General features: G+C 69.3%; 16 protein-coding genes and 1 tRNA gene. 8 read left to right on the top strand and 9 right to left on the bottom strand.

Annotation, left to right across the window (positions count from 1 at the left end; genetic code table 11):
• Nucleotides 1-95: 95 nt before the first annotated feature.
• Nucleotides 96-167: transfer RNA gene (locus tag OH146_RS10325), tRNA-Arg, on the bottom strand.
• The gene (locus OH146_RS10320) at nt 158-1,291 is read right to left on the bottom strand and encodes a glycerate kinase (RefSeq protein ID WP_265160146.1); all 1,134 of its coding nucleotides are present in this window, start codon (nt 1,289-1,291) and stop codon (nt 158-160) included. Before OH146_RS10320 ends, OH146_RS10325 begins: the two co-directional genes overlap by 10 nt.
• A gap of 199 nt (nt 1,292-1,490) precedes the next feature.
• Here OH146_RS10320 and OH146_RS10315 point away from each other — a divergent pair, with 199 nt between their 5' ends.
• Nucleotides 1,491-2,003 (top strand): mycothiol transferase, encoded by a 513-nt coding sequence (locus OH146_RS10315; protein WP_265160143.1) that lies wholly within the window; start codon nt 1,491-1,493, stop codon nt 2,001-2,003.
• Between the two features lie 21 nt (nt 2,004-2,024).
• Here OH146_RS10315 and OH146_RS10310 read toward each other — a convergent pair whose 3' ends face one another.
• Nucleotides 2,025-2,819 carry an alpha/beta fold hydrolase gene (locus OH146_RS10310; protein ID WP_265160140.1) on the bottom strand — a complete coding sequence of 265 codons (795 nt, stop codon included), beginning with the start codon at nt 2,817-2,819 and terminating at the stop codon, nt 2,025-2,027.
• A 60-nt stretch (nt 2,820-2,879) separates the two neighbouring features.
• Between OH146_RS10310 and OH146_RS10305 the strand changes: the two genes are divergently transcribed.
• Nucleotides 2,880-3,536 (top strand): winged helix-turn-helix transcriptional regulator, encoded by a 657-nt coding sequence (locus OH146_RS10305; RefSeq protein ID WP_265160138.1) that lies wholly within the window; start codon nt 2,880-2,882, stop codon nt 3,534-3,536.
• 34 nt (nt 3,537-3,570) lie between these two features.
• On the opposite strand, the gene OH146_RS10300 is transcribed toward OH146_RS10305, so the two are convergent.
• Nucleotides 3,571-4,068: an HNH endonuclease gene (locus OH146_RS10300; protein WP_265160135.1), complete on the bottom strand. Its 498-nt coding sequence runs from the start codon at nt 4,066-4,068 to the stop codon at nt 3,571-3,573.
• A 364-nt stretch (nt 4,069-4,432) separates the two neighbouring features.
• Complete coding sequence (locus OH146_RS10295) at nt 4,433-5,128, bottom strand: iron-dependent transcriptional repressor DtxR (RefSeq protein WP_265160132.1); 696 nt, start codon at nt 5,126-5,128, stop codon at nt 4,433-4,435.
• Nucleotides 5,129-5,229: 101 nt separating this feature from the next.
• Between OH146_RS10295 and serC the strand changes: the two genes are divergently transcribed.
• Nucleotides 5,230-6,348, top strand: coding sequence for a phosphoserine transaminase (gene serC, locus OH146_RS10290; RefSeq protein ID WP_265160131.1), 1,119 nt, complete (start codon nt 5,230-5,232; stop codon nt 6,346-6,348).
• Nucleotides 6,349-6,355: 7 nt separating this feature from the next.
• The gene (locus OH146_RS10285) at nt 6,356-6,592 is read left to right on the top strand and encodes a DUF2530 domain-containing protein (RefSeq protein ID WP_265160128.1); all 237 of its coding nucleotides are present in this window, start codon (nt 6,356-6,358) and stop codon (nt 6,590-6,592) included.
• 44 nt (nt 6,593-6,636) lie between these two features.
• Here OH146_RS10285 and OH146_RS10280 read toward each other — a convergent pair whose 3' ends face one another.
• Both OH146_RS10280 and OH146_RS10275 read right to left on the bottom strand, forming a co-directional pair.
• Nucleotides 6,637-7,218: a DUF3027 domain-containing protein gene (locus tag OH146_RS10280; protein ID WP_265160126.1), complete on the bottom strand. Its 582-nt coding sequence runs from the start codon at nt 7,216-7,218 to the stop codon at nt 6,637-6,639.
• A complete protein-coding gene (locus OH146_RS10275) occupies nt 7,211-7,591 on the bottom strand; it encodes a cold-shock protein (RefSeq protein WP_265160124.1) in 381 nt (126 codons plus the stop codon). Before OH146_RS10275 ends, OH146_RS10280 begins: the two co-directional genes overlap by 8 nt.
• An 83-nt stretch (nt 7,592-7,674) precedes the next feature.
• Between OH146_RS10275 and OH146_RS10270 the strand changes: the two genes are divergently transcribed.
• The 3 genes from OH146_RS10270 to OH146_RS10260 all read left to right on the top strand — a co-directional run bounded on the left by OH146_RS10270 (nt 7,675) and on the right by OH146_RS10260 (nt 11,832).
• A complete protein-coding gene (locus OH146_RS10270; protein WP_265160122.1) occupies nt 7,675-7,938 on the top strand; it encodes a hypothetical protein in 264 nt (87 codons plus the stop codon).
• Between the two features lie 55 nt (nt 7,939-7,993).
• The gene (locus tag OH146_RS10265) at nt 7,994-9,895 is read left to right on the top strand and encodes a helicase-associated domain-containing protein (RefSeq protein ID WP_265160120.1); all 1,902 of its coding nucleotides are present in this window, start codon (nt 7,994-7,996) and stop codon (nt 9,893-9,895) included.
• Between the two features lie 284 nt (nt 9,896-10,179).
• A complete protein-coding gene (locus OH146_RS10260; RefSeq protein ID WP_265160117.1) occupies nt 10,180-11,832 on the top strand; it encodes a DNA repair helicase XPB in 1,653 nt (550 codons plus the stop codon).
• A gap of 4 nt (nt 11,833-11,836) precedes the next feature.
• On the opposite strand, the gene OH146_RS10255 is transcribed toward OH146_RS10260, so the two are convergent.
• Together OH146_RS10255 and folP are read right to left on the bottom strand one after the other, a co-directional pair.
• The gene (locus OH146_RS10255) at nt 11,837-12,586 is read right to left on the bottom strand and encodes a pyrimidine reductase family protein (RefSeq protein WP_265160115.1); all 750 of its coding nucleotides are present in this window, start codon (nt 12,584-12,586) and stop codon (nt 11,837-11,839) included.
• The gene (gene folP / locus OH146_RS10250) at nt 12,579-13,481 is read right to left on the bottom strand and encodes a dihydropteroate synthase (RefSeq protein WP_265160112.1); all 903 of its coding nucleotides are present in this window, start codon (nt 13,479-13,481) and stop codon (nt 12,579-12,581) included. Before folP ends, OH146_RS10255 begins: the two co-directional genes overlap by 8 nt.
• A gap of 76 nt (nt 13,482-13,557) precedes the next feature.
• On the opposite strand from folP, the gene OH146_RS10245 reads away from it, so the two are divergent.
• Nucleotides 13,558-14,250 carry a response regulator transcription factor gene (locus OH146_RS10245; RefSeq protein WP_265160110.1) on the top strand — a complete coding sequence of 231 codons (693 nt, stop codon included), beginning with the start codon at nt 13,558-13,560 and terminating at the stop codon, nt 14,248-14,250.
• The last annotated feature ends 17 nt before the right edge of the window (nt 14,251-14,267 follow it).

Genomic DNA, 14,267 nt, shown 5'->3' with positions numbered 1-14,267 from the left:
GTGACCTTGTCGTACACGCCGGAGATCGGGGCGACGGAGAGCACTTCGACAGCATCCCCACGCTGGACCTCACGCGAACCCGATATTCCGAACGGTGCCCCTGGAGAGACTCGAACTCCCAACCAACTCCTTAGGACGGAGGTGCTCTTCCATTGAGCTACAGAGGCGAACGCATCGAGTCTAGCGAACGCGCCTGACCGCGTCGCCAGTCTTGCGCCAACTCCGCGCCCGCGGAACGGAGCCACCGCTCGGAGTCCGCCATAGGGCCAGCCGACGATCCGGCGAGCGCCGACAACGAGACCTGGTGAGCAAAGCCGCCGACCGAGCCAGAGATTGACCCAGCCACAAGCGCCACCGGCACCTCCCTCGCGATCTCCGCCACCGCCGTGACAACCTTCCCCCGCGCCGACTGCGCGTCGAACCGCCCCTCGCCCGTCACCACGAGGTCGGCCGACGCGACCGCAGACGGCAGCCCGATCAGGTGCGCGATGGAGCGGCTTCCGCTGACGAGGGTTGCGCCCCACGCGAGCAGCCCGAACCCGGTGCCTCCCGCAGCGCCCGCGCCCGCAGCATCCCGCAGCCGTGTTCCGACGGCCGGCTCGACAAGATCGGCGAACCGCGCGAGGTTGCCCTCCATCGCCGGCGCCAGCTCAGGCGTCACACCCTTCTGCGCGCCGAACACCGCCACAGCCCCCTCCGAACCGAGCAGCGGGTTGCTGACGTCACTCCAGACGACCACCCCGCCCGACGGCGGCGGGCGCAGCCCCGACAGGTCCACGGATGCCACACCCCCGAGCCCCTCGTTGCCCCGCCGCACCGGCATGCCCGACGCATCCACGAGCACGGCACCGAGCGCCGACAGAAGACCGGCCCCACCGTCGCTCGACGCGCTCCCACCGATCGCCACGAACAGCCGCGTCACCCCGAAGTCGAGCGCTGCCGCGAGCGCCTCGCCGAGCCCCACCGTGTGGGCGGACGTCGGCCGGAGCTCATCGAGCAGCAGGATGCCGCTCGCCCCCGCCAGCTCGACCACGCCCGAGCCGTCCGGCAGCAGCAGCCACTCCGTGTCGACGGGGCGGTCGTCGGGGCCCGTCGCCGTGACCGGCATGCGCCGAGCATCCGGAACCGCGCCGCGCACCGCGTCCAGCGTGCCCTCACCGCCGTCGGCCATCGGCAGCAGCACCAGCTCGTCGCCCGGCCGCACCGAGCGCCACCCCTCCGCCAGCCACGCGGCAGCCTGGGCGGCCGTGGCCGTGCCCTTGAAGGAGTCCGGAGCGAAGACCACGCGCATGGCGCCAGCCTACGCAGAGCCGCGGATGCTCGTTCCGGCCGAGTTTCGCGAGGGTGAAGCATCCGGTCGCGGCGTTGATGAATGGACGCATATTCGTCTTCAGGAGCCGAAACGGCGCGGCGGAAGACGAATATGTGTCTTCTCAACGGCGGGTGGCCGAGGGGTGTCACGCCGCCACCAACAGACGCAGAGTGGACCCATGTCTACCGCCACCGACCTCCTCGCCGACCACTTCGAGCGCATCCGCGAGACCGTGCGCCAGACCACCGGCGGCCTCACCCCCGAGCAACTCACCCACCGAGTCGACGCCGAGTCCAACACGATCGCCTGGCTCATCTGGCACCTCACCCGCGTGCAAGACGACCACATCGCCGACGTCATGGGCGCCGAGCAGATCTGGGCCACCAAAGGCTGGGCGGATGCTTTCGGCCTCCCCTTCGACGCATCCGCCACCGGCTACGGGCAGACGCCCGACGAGGTCGCCGCGGTGCAGGGCGTCACGGCCGAGGAGCTCATCGGCTACCACGAGGATGTCGCGGCCAGGACGCTCGACTACGTGCGCGGTCTCAGCGACGACGACCTCGCACGCATCGTCGACGAGAACTGGGTCCCGCCCGTCACCCTCGCCGTGCGCCTCGTCAGCGTCATCGGCGACGACCTGCAGCACGTGGGGCAGGCCGGGTTCATCCGGGGCATCGTCGAGCGCCGGTGACTCGGGCTGACGCCAAAAGCGTCAGCCGATGACGAAGCTCCGAATGGCGTCGGTGAGGGTCGTGTCATCGAGGCCATGCCACTCGCCGGGAAGAACTACCAACGTGACCGCCGGGCTCACGGCAGCCAGGCGCTGCACGCCCTCGAGCATGCCCGGGTCCGTGGCATCCGACGCCAGCACCAGCGTGGGGGTGGCCAACTCGGCGAACCGCTCCGGGGGCGTGCCAGGCAAGAAGGTCAGCTCGTGCACGATCGTGCGGGTGTTCTCCAGGCTCTCGTGAGAGTGCGGCGGCAGCTGCTCCAGCACCTCCGCGGGCACTCCGACAACCTCAACATCGAACCAGCGACGGGCCGCCGCGAGGTCGGCCTCGATGAGACGCTGCGCCTCGGTGCGCATCCCGAACCCGGGGTCGGCGTCGGGCATCAGGGGCGGCTCCAGCAGCGTCAACCGCTCGATCGGCAATCCTGCCTCTGCGGCGAGCATCGCCAGCGTCGCCCCCGACGAGAAGCCATACACGGTGACGGGCCGACCCTCGGCGAGGCCGATGACGGCCGCGAGGTCGTCAAACTCCCTCTCGACGGCATACGGAGCGACGCTCCCACTCTGCCCGGTGCCCCGGCGATCATAGGTCCACACCGTGAAGTGCTCGGCGAGCGCGGCCGGCAGCGTCGGCTGGGGAGTCGTCGCGCGAGACACCGCGACGCAGTGCACCATCACGAGGTCAGGGCCCGACCCGGTCCGGCTCCACGCGATCTCGGCGCCATCGGCCGAGGTGATCAGTCCGGAGTCTTGAGTTCTTGCAGCGGCGGTAGTCATGTGCTATGTCTAACATAGTGTTCGCTATGCTGTCCATAGCAGAAGTGGCAGAATGGACGGATGCCGACAAAACGCTCGTACACCGACCACGGCGACGGCTGCGCCACCGCCCACGCGATGGAACTCATCGGCGACCGCTGGACCTACCCGATCCTGCGTGAACTGATGCTCGCCCCCAAACGCTTCAACGAGCTCGCGGAAGGAGTGCGAGGCGTGACGCCGGCCGTGCTCACCTCGCGGCTTCGCGAACTCGAGACGGCGGGCCTCATCGACCGGGCCACGCTGCCCGCCCCGGCACGCGCAACGGCCTACCAGGTCAGCGCATGGGGCCAGCAACTTCGACCCGTGTTCGAATCGCTTGGGCGCTGGGCACAGGCCTCGCCTACGTGGCATCCGGCCGAGTCCGGCCTGACCCCCGATGCCGCGGTGCAGTCGATGCTCACGATGGCCCCCCGATCCGGCCTCACGACGCCAGCGGTGCTGGAGCTTCGCCTCCACGACGAGCGCCACGACACAGCCCGCCCCTACGACTACCGGCTGCAGTGGGCCACGGAACTCGCCATCGTGCGGGGGCCCGCCCCGGATGCTCAGGCCCTCGTCAGCGGCGACTCATCGACCTGGGTGGGCGTGCTGTACGAGGGGGTCCCACTCGAGCAGATGCAGATCAGCGGCGATGCGGCCGCCGTCGAACGAGTCGTGTCAGCCTTCGCCAGCTGAGAATGTGCCCGCGAGCCGCGGTACGCAAATCGTCCTACGCCGCAGGCGCCAAGAACTCCTCCCACTGCGGCTGCGCCCGCTCCACCCCGCGCACCATCCACGAGGTGCCGTGCGGCGCCTGTGGCCGCGAGAGCAGCGTCCACCCCATCTCGCGCGGGGTCTTGTCGCCCTTGAGGTTGTTGCACTTGAGGCAGCACGCCACCAGGTTCTCCCACGTGTCACGCCCGCCGCGGGAGCGCGGCAGCACGTGGTCGATCGTGGTCGCGTGGTGGCCGCAGTACGCGCACTTCTGGTCGTCGCGGCGCAGCACCCCGCGCCGACTCACGGGGATGGCGCGGCTGCTCGGGATGCGCACGTAGCGGTTGAGCAGGATGACCGACGGTCTCTCGAAGACATCCGACTGCGAATAGACCGGATGCTCGGCATCATGCGCGAGCACGGTCGCCTTCTGGTTGAGCACGAGCACGATGGCTCGGGTGAAACTGACGATGGCGAGGGGTTCATATCCGGCGTTCAATACGAGCGTGCGCATTGCTGTCCTTCGCGATTGCGCCCTGCACGGCTTGCAGGGGCTTAACCGTGCGACCTCGATCCACAGGAATGAGCGCCCTCGTTAACGAGAAAAGGCACCGCCGAAATGGCAGTGCCTTGTAGGTGTGGCGCGCAGAAGAGGGCGCCTCGCCGACCGCTCGGGCGTATGAGCTCGTGCTGCGCCATCGACAACCGGCGGCCGCCGGCGCCTATGACCCGCGCAGGGCGACGCGCATCCGCGGTTCGGATGGAGTCACCCCTAGTCATAACGCTCTCCCGAAATCTGGTTCGAAATTGCAAGAACACCAGAGTAACGCGCGGATGCCCGAAAACCGCAGAGCAGCGGGTTTCGAGAAGGTAAACGCCTACTTGATGCCGACGTACACGTGCTGCGCGACCTCGTTGGGCAGCTCGATGCCCTCGTCGCTGCCCTCGACCTCGACCAGCACGTAGGAGCCCGATGCGGAGAACTTGGCCTTCACGCCCGGCACCACACCGGCCGTGCGCAGCTGCTCGAGCAGCTCGGCCTCGTACTGCACGGGCTCACCGAGGCGCTTGATCTCGCCGCTGACCGGCCCGACCGCGCCGAGCGTGTAATTGACGATGTTGACGACGCCCGTGCCGAACGGCGTGGTGGGGGTCTCCCCCAGCTCGTCGAGGCCGGGGATGGGGTTGCCGTAGGGCGAGTGAGTGGGGTGGCCGAGGATCTCGAGGATGCGCCGCTCCACCTGCTCGCTCATGACGTGCTCCCAGCGGCACGCCTCCTCGTGCACGAGCGACCACTCGAGCCCGATCACGTCGGCGAGCAGACGCTCGGCTAGCCGGTGCTTGCGCATGACCGAGACGGCCTTCGCGCGGCCGGCCTGCGTCAGCTTGAGGTGGCGGTCGTTCTCGACGACGACAAGCCCGTCGCGCTCCATGCGGGCGACCGTCTGCGACACGGTCGGGCCCGAGTGACCGAGACGCTCACTGATGCGCGCGCGCAGCGGGATGATGGCCTCTTCTTCAAGCTCATAGATGGTGCGCAGGTACATCTCAGTGGTGTCAATGAGATCGGTCAACGTCGCCCTCCAGATGCCGCAAGCGTTCAGGCTAGCCTAACCTGTGGCGGCGACATCCCCGGTATGCCGGGAGCGTCGGCGGTCGCCCTTAGAATCGTGGCATGGCCGACGTGACGATCCCCTCCGACCTCCTGCCCACCGATGGACGCTTCGGATGCGGCCCCTCCAAGGTCCGCCCGCAGCAGATCGAGTTCCTCGCGACCGAGGGGGCGTCGCTCCTCGGCACCTCGCACCGGCAGGCGCCCGTCAAGAACCTCGTCAAGCGCGTGCAGGAGGGGCTCGGCGAGCTCTTCCGCATCCCCGAGGGCTACGAGGTCGTGCTGGGCAACGGCGGCTCGACCGCGTTCTGGGATGCCGCGGCATTCGGTCTCATCGAGAAGCGCAGCCAGAACCTGACCTTCGGTGAATTCGGCGGCAAGTTCGCCAAGGCCGCCGCCGCCCCGTGGCTCGAGGCGCCCGACGTCATCAAGGCCGAGCCGGGCACGCGCGCCGAGCCGGTCGCCCGGGAGGGCATCGACCTCTACGGCTGGACCCACAACGAGACCTCCACGGGTGTCATGGCCCCCATCACGCGCGTGAACGGCGATGCGGGCGCCCTCACCGTGATCGACGCGACGAGCGCCGCGGGCGGCATCGACTTCGACGCCTCGCAGGCCGACGTGTACTACTTCGCCCCGCAGAAGAACTTTGCCTCCGACGGCGGCATCTGGTTCGCGCTCTTCTCCCCCGCCGCCCTCGAGCGTGTCGAGCGCATCGCCGCGAGCGACCGCTACATCCCCGACTTCCTCAGCCTGAAGCAGGCGGTCGACAATTCGCGCCTCAACCAGACCCTCAACACCCCCGCGCTCTCGACCCTCCTGATGCTCGACAGCCAGGTGCGCTGGATCAACGAGAGCGGCGGGCTCAGCTGGGCGGATGCTCGCACCAAGGAATCCTCCTCGGCCCTGTACGACTGGGCTGAGGGCCTCGACTACGCGCGCCCCTTCGTCACGAACCCCGCCGACCGCTCACAGGTCGTCGTCACGATCGACTTCAACGACGACGTGGATGCTGCGGCCATCGCCAAGACGCTGCGAGCCAACGGCATCGTCGACACCGAGCCCTACCGCAAGCTGGGCCGCAACCAGCTGCGTATCGCGACGTTCACGGCGATCGAGCCCGACGACATCCGCCAGCTCATCAAGAGCATCGAGTACGTCGTGGGCGCGCTGGAGAGCTGACAGGCTCATGCGCCTCTGGCTGAAGGAATCCGAGCGCCGGCCCGACCCGGAGCCGGTCGACACGGATGACCGCAAGCCCATGATCGTCGGGCTGCTCGCGTGGCTCGTGGCCCTCGGCGCCGTGCTCGTGGCGAAGCCACTCTTCGGAACCGAGATCCCCACCATGTGGCTATGGTCGTGCATCGCCGGCATCGTGCTCGGCAGCCTCGGCCTCGCCTACACGCAGCGCCGCCACGGCCGCTAACGACAAAGGCACTGACGATAAGGCACTAACGACAGGGCCGAGGGCTACTCTTCCTCGTCGTCGTCCGACTCGCTGTCGTCGTCGTCTTCGTCGTCGTCCGCGTCGTCGTCTTCGTCTTCGTCGTCGTCCGACTCGTCGTCTGCATCAGGCGCGATCTCGTCGATGTCGACCCCGTCGAGGTCGCCACCGTGCAGCAGCGCGGCGTCGTCATCATCGGGATCGTCGTCGTAGTAGTCGTCATCGCTGTCGTCGTCGGAGTCGTCGTCCTCGTCCGCTGCAGCATCCGCCTCGGCCGCCGCGCGCTCGGCCTCCTGGGCCGCCTGGTAGTCGGCGAGCCGGTCGGCCCACGGCACCCAGTCGGGCGAGAGGAGAGCATCATCGCCCGGGGTCAGTTCGGTCTCGAGCACGGTCGGTTCCGAGCCCTCGACATGGGCGACGCTGACCGTCCACCGCCACCCCGGGTAGCCGGGCTTCTTCGCGTCGAAGTACAGCGTGACGGTGCCCTGGCCCTCATCGATCGAACCTGCGGGCTCCCCGATGGTCTCGGCGCTCGTCATCTCGAGCAGAGCTTCCCGCGCAAGCTCGAAGTCGGCGGGGCCGGCGAGGTTCTCGGCCGACTCAGGCATCCAACTCGTCCGCGACCTTGCGCAGCATCGCCGCGATCTTGGCGCCGTGCGACTTGTCGGGGTAGCGGCCGCGCTTGAGGTTGCCCCCGATGCCGTCGAGGAGCTTCACGAGGTCCTCGACGATGACCGCCATGTCGTCGGCAGGCTTGCGGCTCATCCGCGTCATGCTCGGGGGAGCGTCCAGCACGCGAACCGACAGCGCCTGCGCTCCCCGCTTACCCTCCGCGACGCCGAACTCGAGTCGCGTGCCCGACCGCACGGTCGCTCCCGCGGGAAGGGCTGAGGCATGCAGGAAGACCTCCTGGCCGTCATCGGAACTGATGAAGCCGAAGCCCTTGTCGTCATCGTAAAACTTCACCTTGCCGGTGGGCATGGTCCTACCTCTCGATCGTGGTGCCGTGCGCTGAGCGCCGAGAACCTAAGCCTAACGGGGTCGCATGGCCTTATCCTTGACCCGTGAGCAATTCAGCAGCCGAGCCCGCCAACCGCATCCAGCGCATCCTCGCGTTCATGGTGGCGGGCCTCGTCATCGTCGCTCTCGTCTGCTTCGCCATCTCCATGATCGGCTACGCGACGGGCGCGATCGCGGGCGAGGTCGGGCCCTTCTGGGTGACCGTCATCATGCTGCCCGGCATCGCGCTCCCGGTGGCGCTCGTGCTCACGATCGTGTTGCTCGTCGTGACGGCCGTGCGCCGCTCCCGCGCCAACCGCAGCAGTTAGACCGCCCGAACACCAACGGTCCTTGCAACGGCGCGGGGACGGAACGCAGGCAAGCATGGGGAACACACTGACGCTCGCGGCAACCCTGCGCGCCATGCCCCACGACGAACTGCTCGCGGGGCTGCGGGCGCGCGACCTGGGGCTGAGCCCGGCGGCGACCGCGAGCATCCGTGACCACTTCGACCTCGCCGACGCCCTACTCGCCCACGACGCCGTGCAGCAGGCGCTCACCCGCCTCGACCGCCACACGCTCACCGCCCTCGCGCTCCTCGCGCGCGAACAGCGCCCCATGACACCCACCGAGATCGCGGATGCCCTCGCCCCCCTCTCCTCGCGGCCTCCCCATGCGGGTGCCGTCGGCGACAACCTCGACGCTGCTGCCGGCCTGCTGCTCGCGCGGCGCGTCGGCGACGCATTCGAATGCTTCGACGCCGTGTGCGACCAGCTTCGCTCCTGGCCGGTCTTCGGGCTGCCCAGTCTCGAGCAGCTCGCGGGCGACGACGCGGGTGCGGCGCTCGAGCGGGTGCCCGACGTGGAGCGACGCTTCATCGACAAGCTCGCCGCCGAACGGGCCTTCACCGCCACAAGCGCCATGACGGAACTGCTGCTCGAACTCGAGCGGCAGCCCGCACGGGAACTCGCCAAGGGTGGGGTCGCCCTCCCCGACGCCAAACGGCTCGCCGCCACCATGCTCGTCGACCTCGACACTGTCTCCGCCTACCTATCGCTCGCGGAACGCGGGGAGCTCGTCTGCCGCGAAGGCGGCAGCTGGATGACGACCGAGCAGGGCAACAGGTGGCTCGGGCAACCCACCAGCACGCGCTGGCGCGCCCTGACCGCGGCCTGGTTCTCGCGACTGCCCGACGACATCCGCAACCTCCTCGGCGAGCGCTCGCACGCCATCTGGGGTGATGGGCTGCGCTCCTACATCGACTGGCTCTACCCCGTCGGTGGCGAGTGGATGGATGAGCGCGTCACCGCCTACACCCGCGACGCGGAACTGCTCGGCATCACGGCGGCGCAGGCCCCCAGCGGCCCGGGTGCCCTCCTTCTCGCCGGCCGGGCCGACGAGGCCGAGGATGTCATCCGCCCCCTCCTGCCGCACGAGGTCGACACCGTGTACCTGCAGCATGACCTCTCCGTCGTCGCGCCGGGGCCCCTGCAGCCCGCGATCGACGAGCGGATGCGCGTGGTCGCCGACGTCGAGGGCCGCGGCCTCGCCACGACCTACCGGATCTCTGCCGCGAGCGTCAACCGCGCCCTCACGGCCGGGGAGACGGCGGAGAGTCTGCGCGAGTTCCTCAGCGGAATCTCGAGCACGGGCATCCCGCAGCCCCTCGACTACCTCATCACGGAGGGCGCCGCACGCTACGGCCTGCTGCGCGTCGGCGAGCTCGACGGCGACACCCTCGATCCGGACGACCCCGCGCACGGGGCCCGCAGCTACCTGCGTTCCGACGACGCCGACCTGTTGGGAACCGTCGCGGTCGACCAGTCGCTCGCCTCCCTCGGCCTCGCCCGCATCAGCGAGCACCGGCTCGTGAGCCGCTTCGACCGCGACCTGGTCTTCTGGTCGTTGAGCGACGCCCGCTACCCCGTCGCGGCGGAGGACGACGGCGGGCAGGTGCTCGCCCTGCGCCGGCACCGCATCGCCCGCACGGGCCGGCACAGCTTTGCCGACCCCCTCGCCGAACTCGTCACTCGCCTCGCCGATGAGGCAGGCGACGACGACGCGGATGCCACGAACACCGCGTGGCTCGGCAAGCAGATCGAGTCGGCGGCGCGCGCCAAGACAGCTCTCGTGGTGAGCATCCGCATGCCGGGTGGCGACGTCGTCGACTACGAGCTCGAACCGACGAGCGTCTCGGGGGGTCGGATGCGGGCGAGGGACCGGCGCAGCGAGATTGAGCGCACCCTGCCGCTCTCGAGCGTGACGGCGGTGCGGGCGGCGGACTAGCCCCCGCAGGCGGTGCCCAGCGGCATCCGCACCTCGTGTTCGCGCCGTGCTGCGCAGCATCTGCACCCCGTGTTCGCGCCGTGCTGCGCAGCACGCGCACCCCATGTTCGCACCGTGCCCCAGCCGCGCGCCGGCCCCGTCACAACAACGCGGTGTTTTCTGCTCAACGCTGCCCTTCTTGCGCGCGCTCTGAGCAGAAAACACCGCGCTGTTGGTGCGGGTGCGGAAGCGGGTGCGGTTCCGGGCAGGAGGCCGCCCAGCCAACTTGCGTAGACTGGCCCGTTATGACTGACGGCCCCTTGATTGTGCAGAGCGACCGCACCGTGCTGCTCGAGGTCGCGCATCCGCTCGCCGCCGATGCCCGCCACGAGCTTTCGATCTTCGCCGAGCTCGAGCGTGCCCCCGAGCATGTGCACACCTACCGCATCACACGGCTGGGCCTGTGGAACGCGCGGGCGGCCGGCCACACGGCGGAGGACATGCTGGCGACGCTCGACCGCTACAGCAAGTTCCCGACGCCGCAGAGTGTCGCCGTCGACATCCGCGAGACGGTCGAGCGCTACGGTCGCCTGCGCATCGAGCGCGACGAGGAGGGCACGCTGCTGCTGCGGGCGACCGACACGGCGGTGCTCGCCGAGATCGGCCGCGCCAAGAAGGTGGCCGAGCTGCTCTTCGAGCGCCGCGACCCGACCACGGTCGTGCTGCAGCAGTGGGCGCGCGGGCAGGTCAAGCAGGAACTGCTCAAGCTCGGCTGGCCCGCCGAGGACCTTGCCGGCTACACGCCGGGCACTCCCCACGACATCGACCTCGACCTCGACGAGAGCGGCTGGCACCTGCGCCCCTACCAGCAGGATGCGGTGCGCAATTTCGCCGAGCACGGTTCCGGTGTCGTCGTGCTGCCCTGTGGGGCGGGCAAGACCCTCGTGGGGGCGGGTGCCATGGCCGAGGTGCGGGCCAACACCCTGATCCTCGTGACCAACACCGTGTCGGCCCGCCAGTGGCGCGCGGAACTCCTCAAGCGCACCTCCCTGACGGAGGAGGAGATCGGCGAGTACTCCGGCCAGTCGAAGGAGGTCAAGCCGGTCACGATCGCGACCTACCAGATCCTCACCGCCAAGCGGAAGGGCCAGTACGCCCACCTCGAGCTTCTCGACGCGCTCGACTGGGGTCTCGTCGTCTACGACGAGGTGCACCTCCTCCCCGCCCCCGTCTTCAAGCTCACGGCCGAACTGCAGGCCCGCCGCCGCCTCGGCCTGACCGCGACGCTCGTGCGGGAGGACGGCCGCGAGGGCGACGTCTTCAGCCTCATCGGCCCCAAGCGTTTCGACGCCCCGTGGAAGGAGATCGAGGCGCAGGGCTACATCTCGCCGGCCTCCTGCTACGAGGTGCGCATCGACCTGCCCCAGGATGCTCGGCTCGAGTATGCGGCATCCGCCGATGACGAGCGCTACCGCCTGGCCTCGACGGCGCCCGCCAAGCTCGATGTGGTGAAGCAGCTCGTGCTCAAGCACGCGGGCGAGCGCATCCTCGTGATCGGGCAATACCTCGACCAGATCGAGGAACTCGCGGAGGCTCTCGATGCCCCGCAGCTGACGGGCTCGACGCCGGTCGCGGAGCGGGAGCGGCTGTTCCAGGAGTTCCGGGATGGGCGGCTCACGGTGCTCGTCGTCTCGAAAGTCGCGAACTTCTCGGTCGACCTGCCCGAGGCGACCGTTGCGATTCAGGTCTCGGGCTCATTCGGTTCACGGCAGGAGGAGGCCCAGCGCCTCGGGCGGCTGCTGCGCCCCAAGGAGTCGGGACTGCCCGCGAACTTCTACACGCTCGTCGCCCGCGACACCGTCGACCAGGACTACGCACAGAACCGCCAGCGCTTCCTCGCGGAGCAGGGCTACAGCTACGAGATCCTCGACGCGCACAGCCTCGAGGTCGCGGCCTAACAGTTCAGGCGCGCGTGTAGCGCAGCAGGAGTGTGCCGTCGTCGGCCGCCAGCACATGCGCCAGCCGCAGGGGCACGGATGCCGCACCCGCCCCCACCGCGATGCGAGACGCCGCGCCGCCCTCGAGGGTGGGTGACACGGTCAGGCACAGCTCGTCGAGAGTCCCGTCAGCCGCGAGTGCGCCCAGGAGCGACGGACCGCCTTCGCAGTGCTGTTGCGGCATGCCGCGGTCGGCGAGCCGCTCCTTGATGAGCCGCGTGTCGACGGATGCGCCGCCGCAGTCGATCACGTCGGCGACGGCCGCGAGCGCCTCGCGCCGATCGGCCGGCGCGTCCTCGCAGGTCAGGACGAGCGGCCTCTCGGGCGATGCGGCGAGGACGGCCGGGTCGAGGTCGAGGCTGCGCGAGACGACCGCGAACCTCGGATGCTCGGAGAGGCCCTCCGCACGACGCCACGCCCTGCCCGCCTCGTCGACGAGCGGGCCCGAGTAGCCCTCTGCTCGCACCGTCCCCGCCGCGACGACGATGACGTCGCAGAGCCGGCGCAGCACGGAGAAGACGCGACGGTCGGCCGCTGTGCCGAGGCCCCCCGAGAGACCGTCCCGCGTCGCAGCACCGTCGGCGGTCGAGACCATGTTGACCCGCAGCCAGGGCACCGAGCGGTCCCGCACGGAGTACACGGAGGCGAGACCGTCGTCATCGAGGCCCGTGTAGAGCTGCAGCATCCGGATCGCGCCTGTCATCGCGTCAGTCATTGGCGTCGCCCATGTTGTGCTTGAGGTAGGCGGGCTCACGCAGGCCGAGGATAGCCTCGGCCATCCGCACGGCCGCGACGGTCGGGGCGACCTCGTGCACGCGCACGATGCGCGCGCCCTGCAGCACGCAGGTGACGGCTGCGGCGAGCGACCCCTCGAGCCGCTCCGACTTGGGCGCGTCGAGCGTCTCGCCGATGAAGTCCTTGTTGGAGAGGGCAGCGAGCACCGGCAGGCCGAGGGCCGCGATCTCGTCGAAGCGGCGCACCAGCTCAAGCGTGTGCAGCGTGTTCTTGTTGAGGTCGGGCCCCGGGTCGATGATGAGTCGCTCCTCGGGCACCCCACCCTCCACGGCGGCGGCGACCCGTTCGTGCAGGAACCCGGCGACCTCGCGCACGACATCGCTGTAGCTGGGCCGCGCGTACTGTGTGCGGGGCGCGGCGAGGCTGTGCGTGATGACGAGGTGGGCGCCGGCCTCCGCAACGACGGGCACCATGTCGGGATCGCTGAGCCCGGTGGTGTCGTTGATGACGTCGGCTCCGGCAAGGATGCTGCGGCGAGCGACCTCGGCATGGAACGTGTCGACCGACACGACGACATCGGATGCCGCGCGCACGGCCTCGATGACGGGGACGACCCGCTCGGCCTCCTCCTCCGCGCTGAGCGGCTCGCCGGGCGCGAAGGGGACCCCTCCGATGTCGACCATGTCGGCCCCCGCCTCGACGGCGGCGAGCGCCGCGTCGACGGCGGCATCCAGCGCAAAGGTGCGCCCGCGGTCGTAGAACGAGTCGGGCGTGCGGTTGACGATGGCCATGACGGCGACCCTCTGCGAGAAGTCGAAGTCCCGCGCGCCGATGGTGCGCAGGGGCGACGTGAGGGTCGGGAGGACGTGGCGCATGCCCCCATGTTCCCACTCTCGCCTGCGTCCCGCGGGCATTCAGGCGGCACACAGAAAACTCGCAGAGACTGAACCCATGAGTGACGGACCCAAGATTCTCATCGTCGACGACGAGCCCAACATCCGCGACCTTCTCACCACGAGCCTCCGCTTCGCCGGCTTCGCCGTACGCGCGGTGGGCAATGGCGCGCAGGCCATCTCGGCGGTGCTGGAGGAGGAGCCCGACCTCATCATCCTCGACGTCATGCTGCCCGACATGAACGGCTTCGGCGTGACCAAGCGCCTGCGTTCGAGCGGCTACACCTCGCCCATCCTCTTCCTCACGGCGAAGGACGACACGGAGGACAAGATCACGGGCCTCACGGTCGGCGGCGACGACTACGTCACGAAGCCCTTCAGCCTCGACGAGATCGTCGCCCGCATCAAGGCGATCCTGCGCCGCACAATGCAGGACGAGGAGGACGCGATCATCCGCGCGGGCGAACTCACGATGGACCAGGACACCCACGAGGTCACCGTCGGCCAGGACCAGGTCGAGCTCTCCCCCACCGAGTTCAAGCTCCTGCGCTACCTCATGCTCAACCCGAACCGCGTGCTCTCGAAGGCGCAGATCCTCGACCACGTCTGGGAGTACGACTTCAACGGTGACGCCGGCATCGTCGAGTCCTACGTCTCCTACCTGCGTCGCAAGCTCGACCAGTACACGGAGGAGCCGATGATCCAGACCAAGCGCGGTTTCGGCTACATGCTCAAGGTCGAGAAGTCCTGATCACGCTGGCCCAGACC

This window comes from Homoserinimonas sedimenticola, assembly GCF_026094475.1.
GTDB lineage: Bacteria > Actinomycetota > Actinomycetes > Actinomycetales > Microbacteriaceae > Homoserinimonas > Homoserinimonas sedimenticola.
Note: the sequence above shows the minus strand (reverse complement) of the source record. Positions and strands in the feature narration are given on the sequence as shown.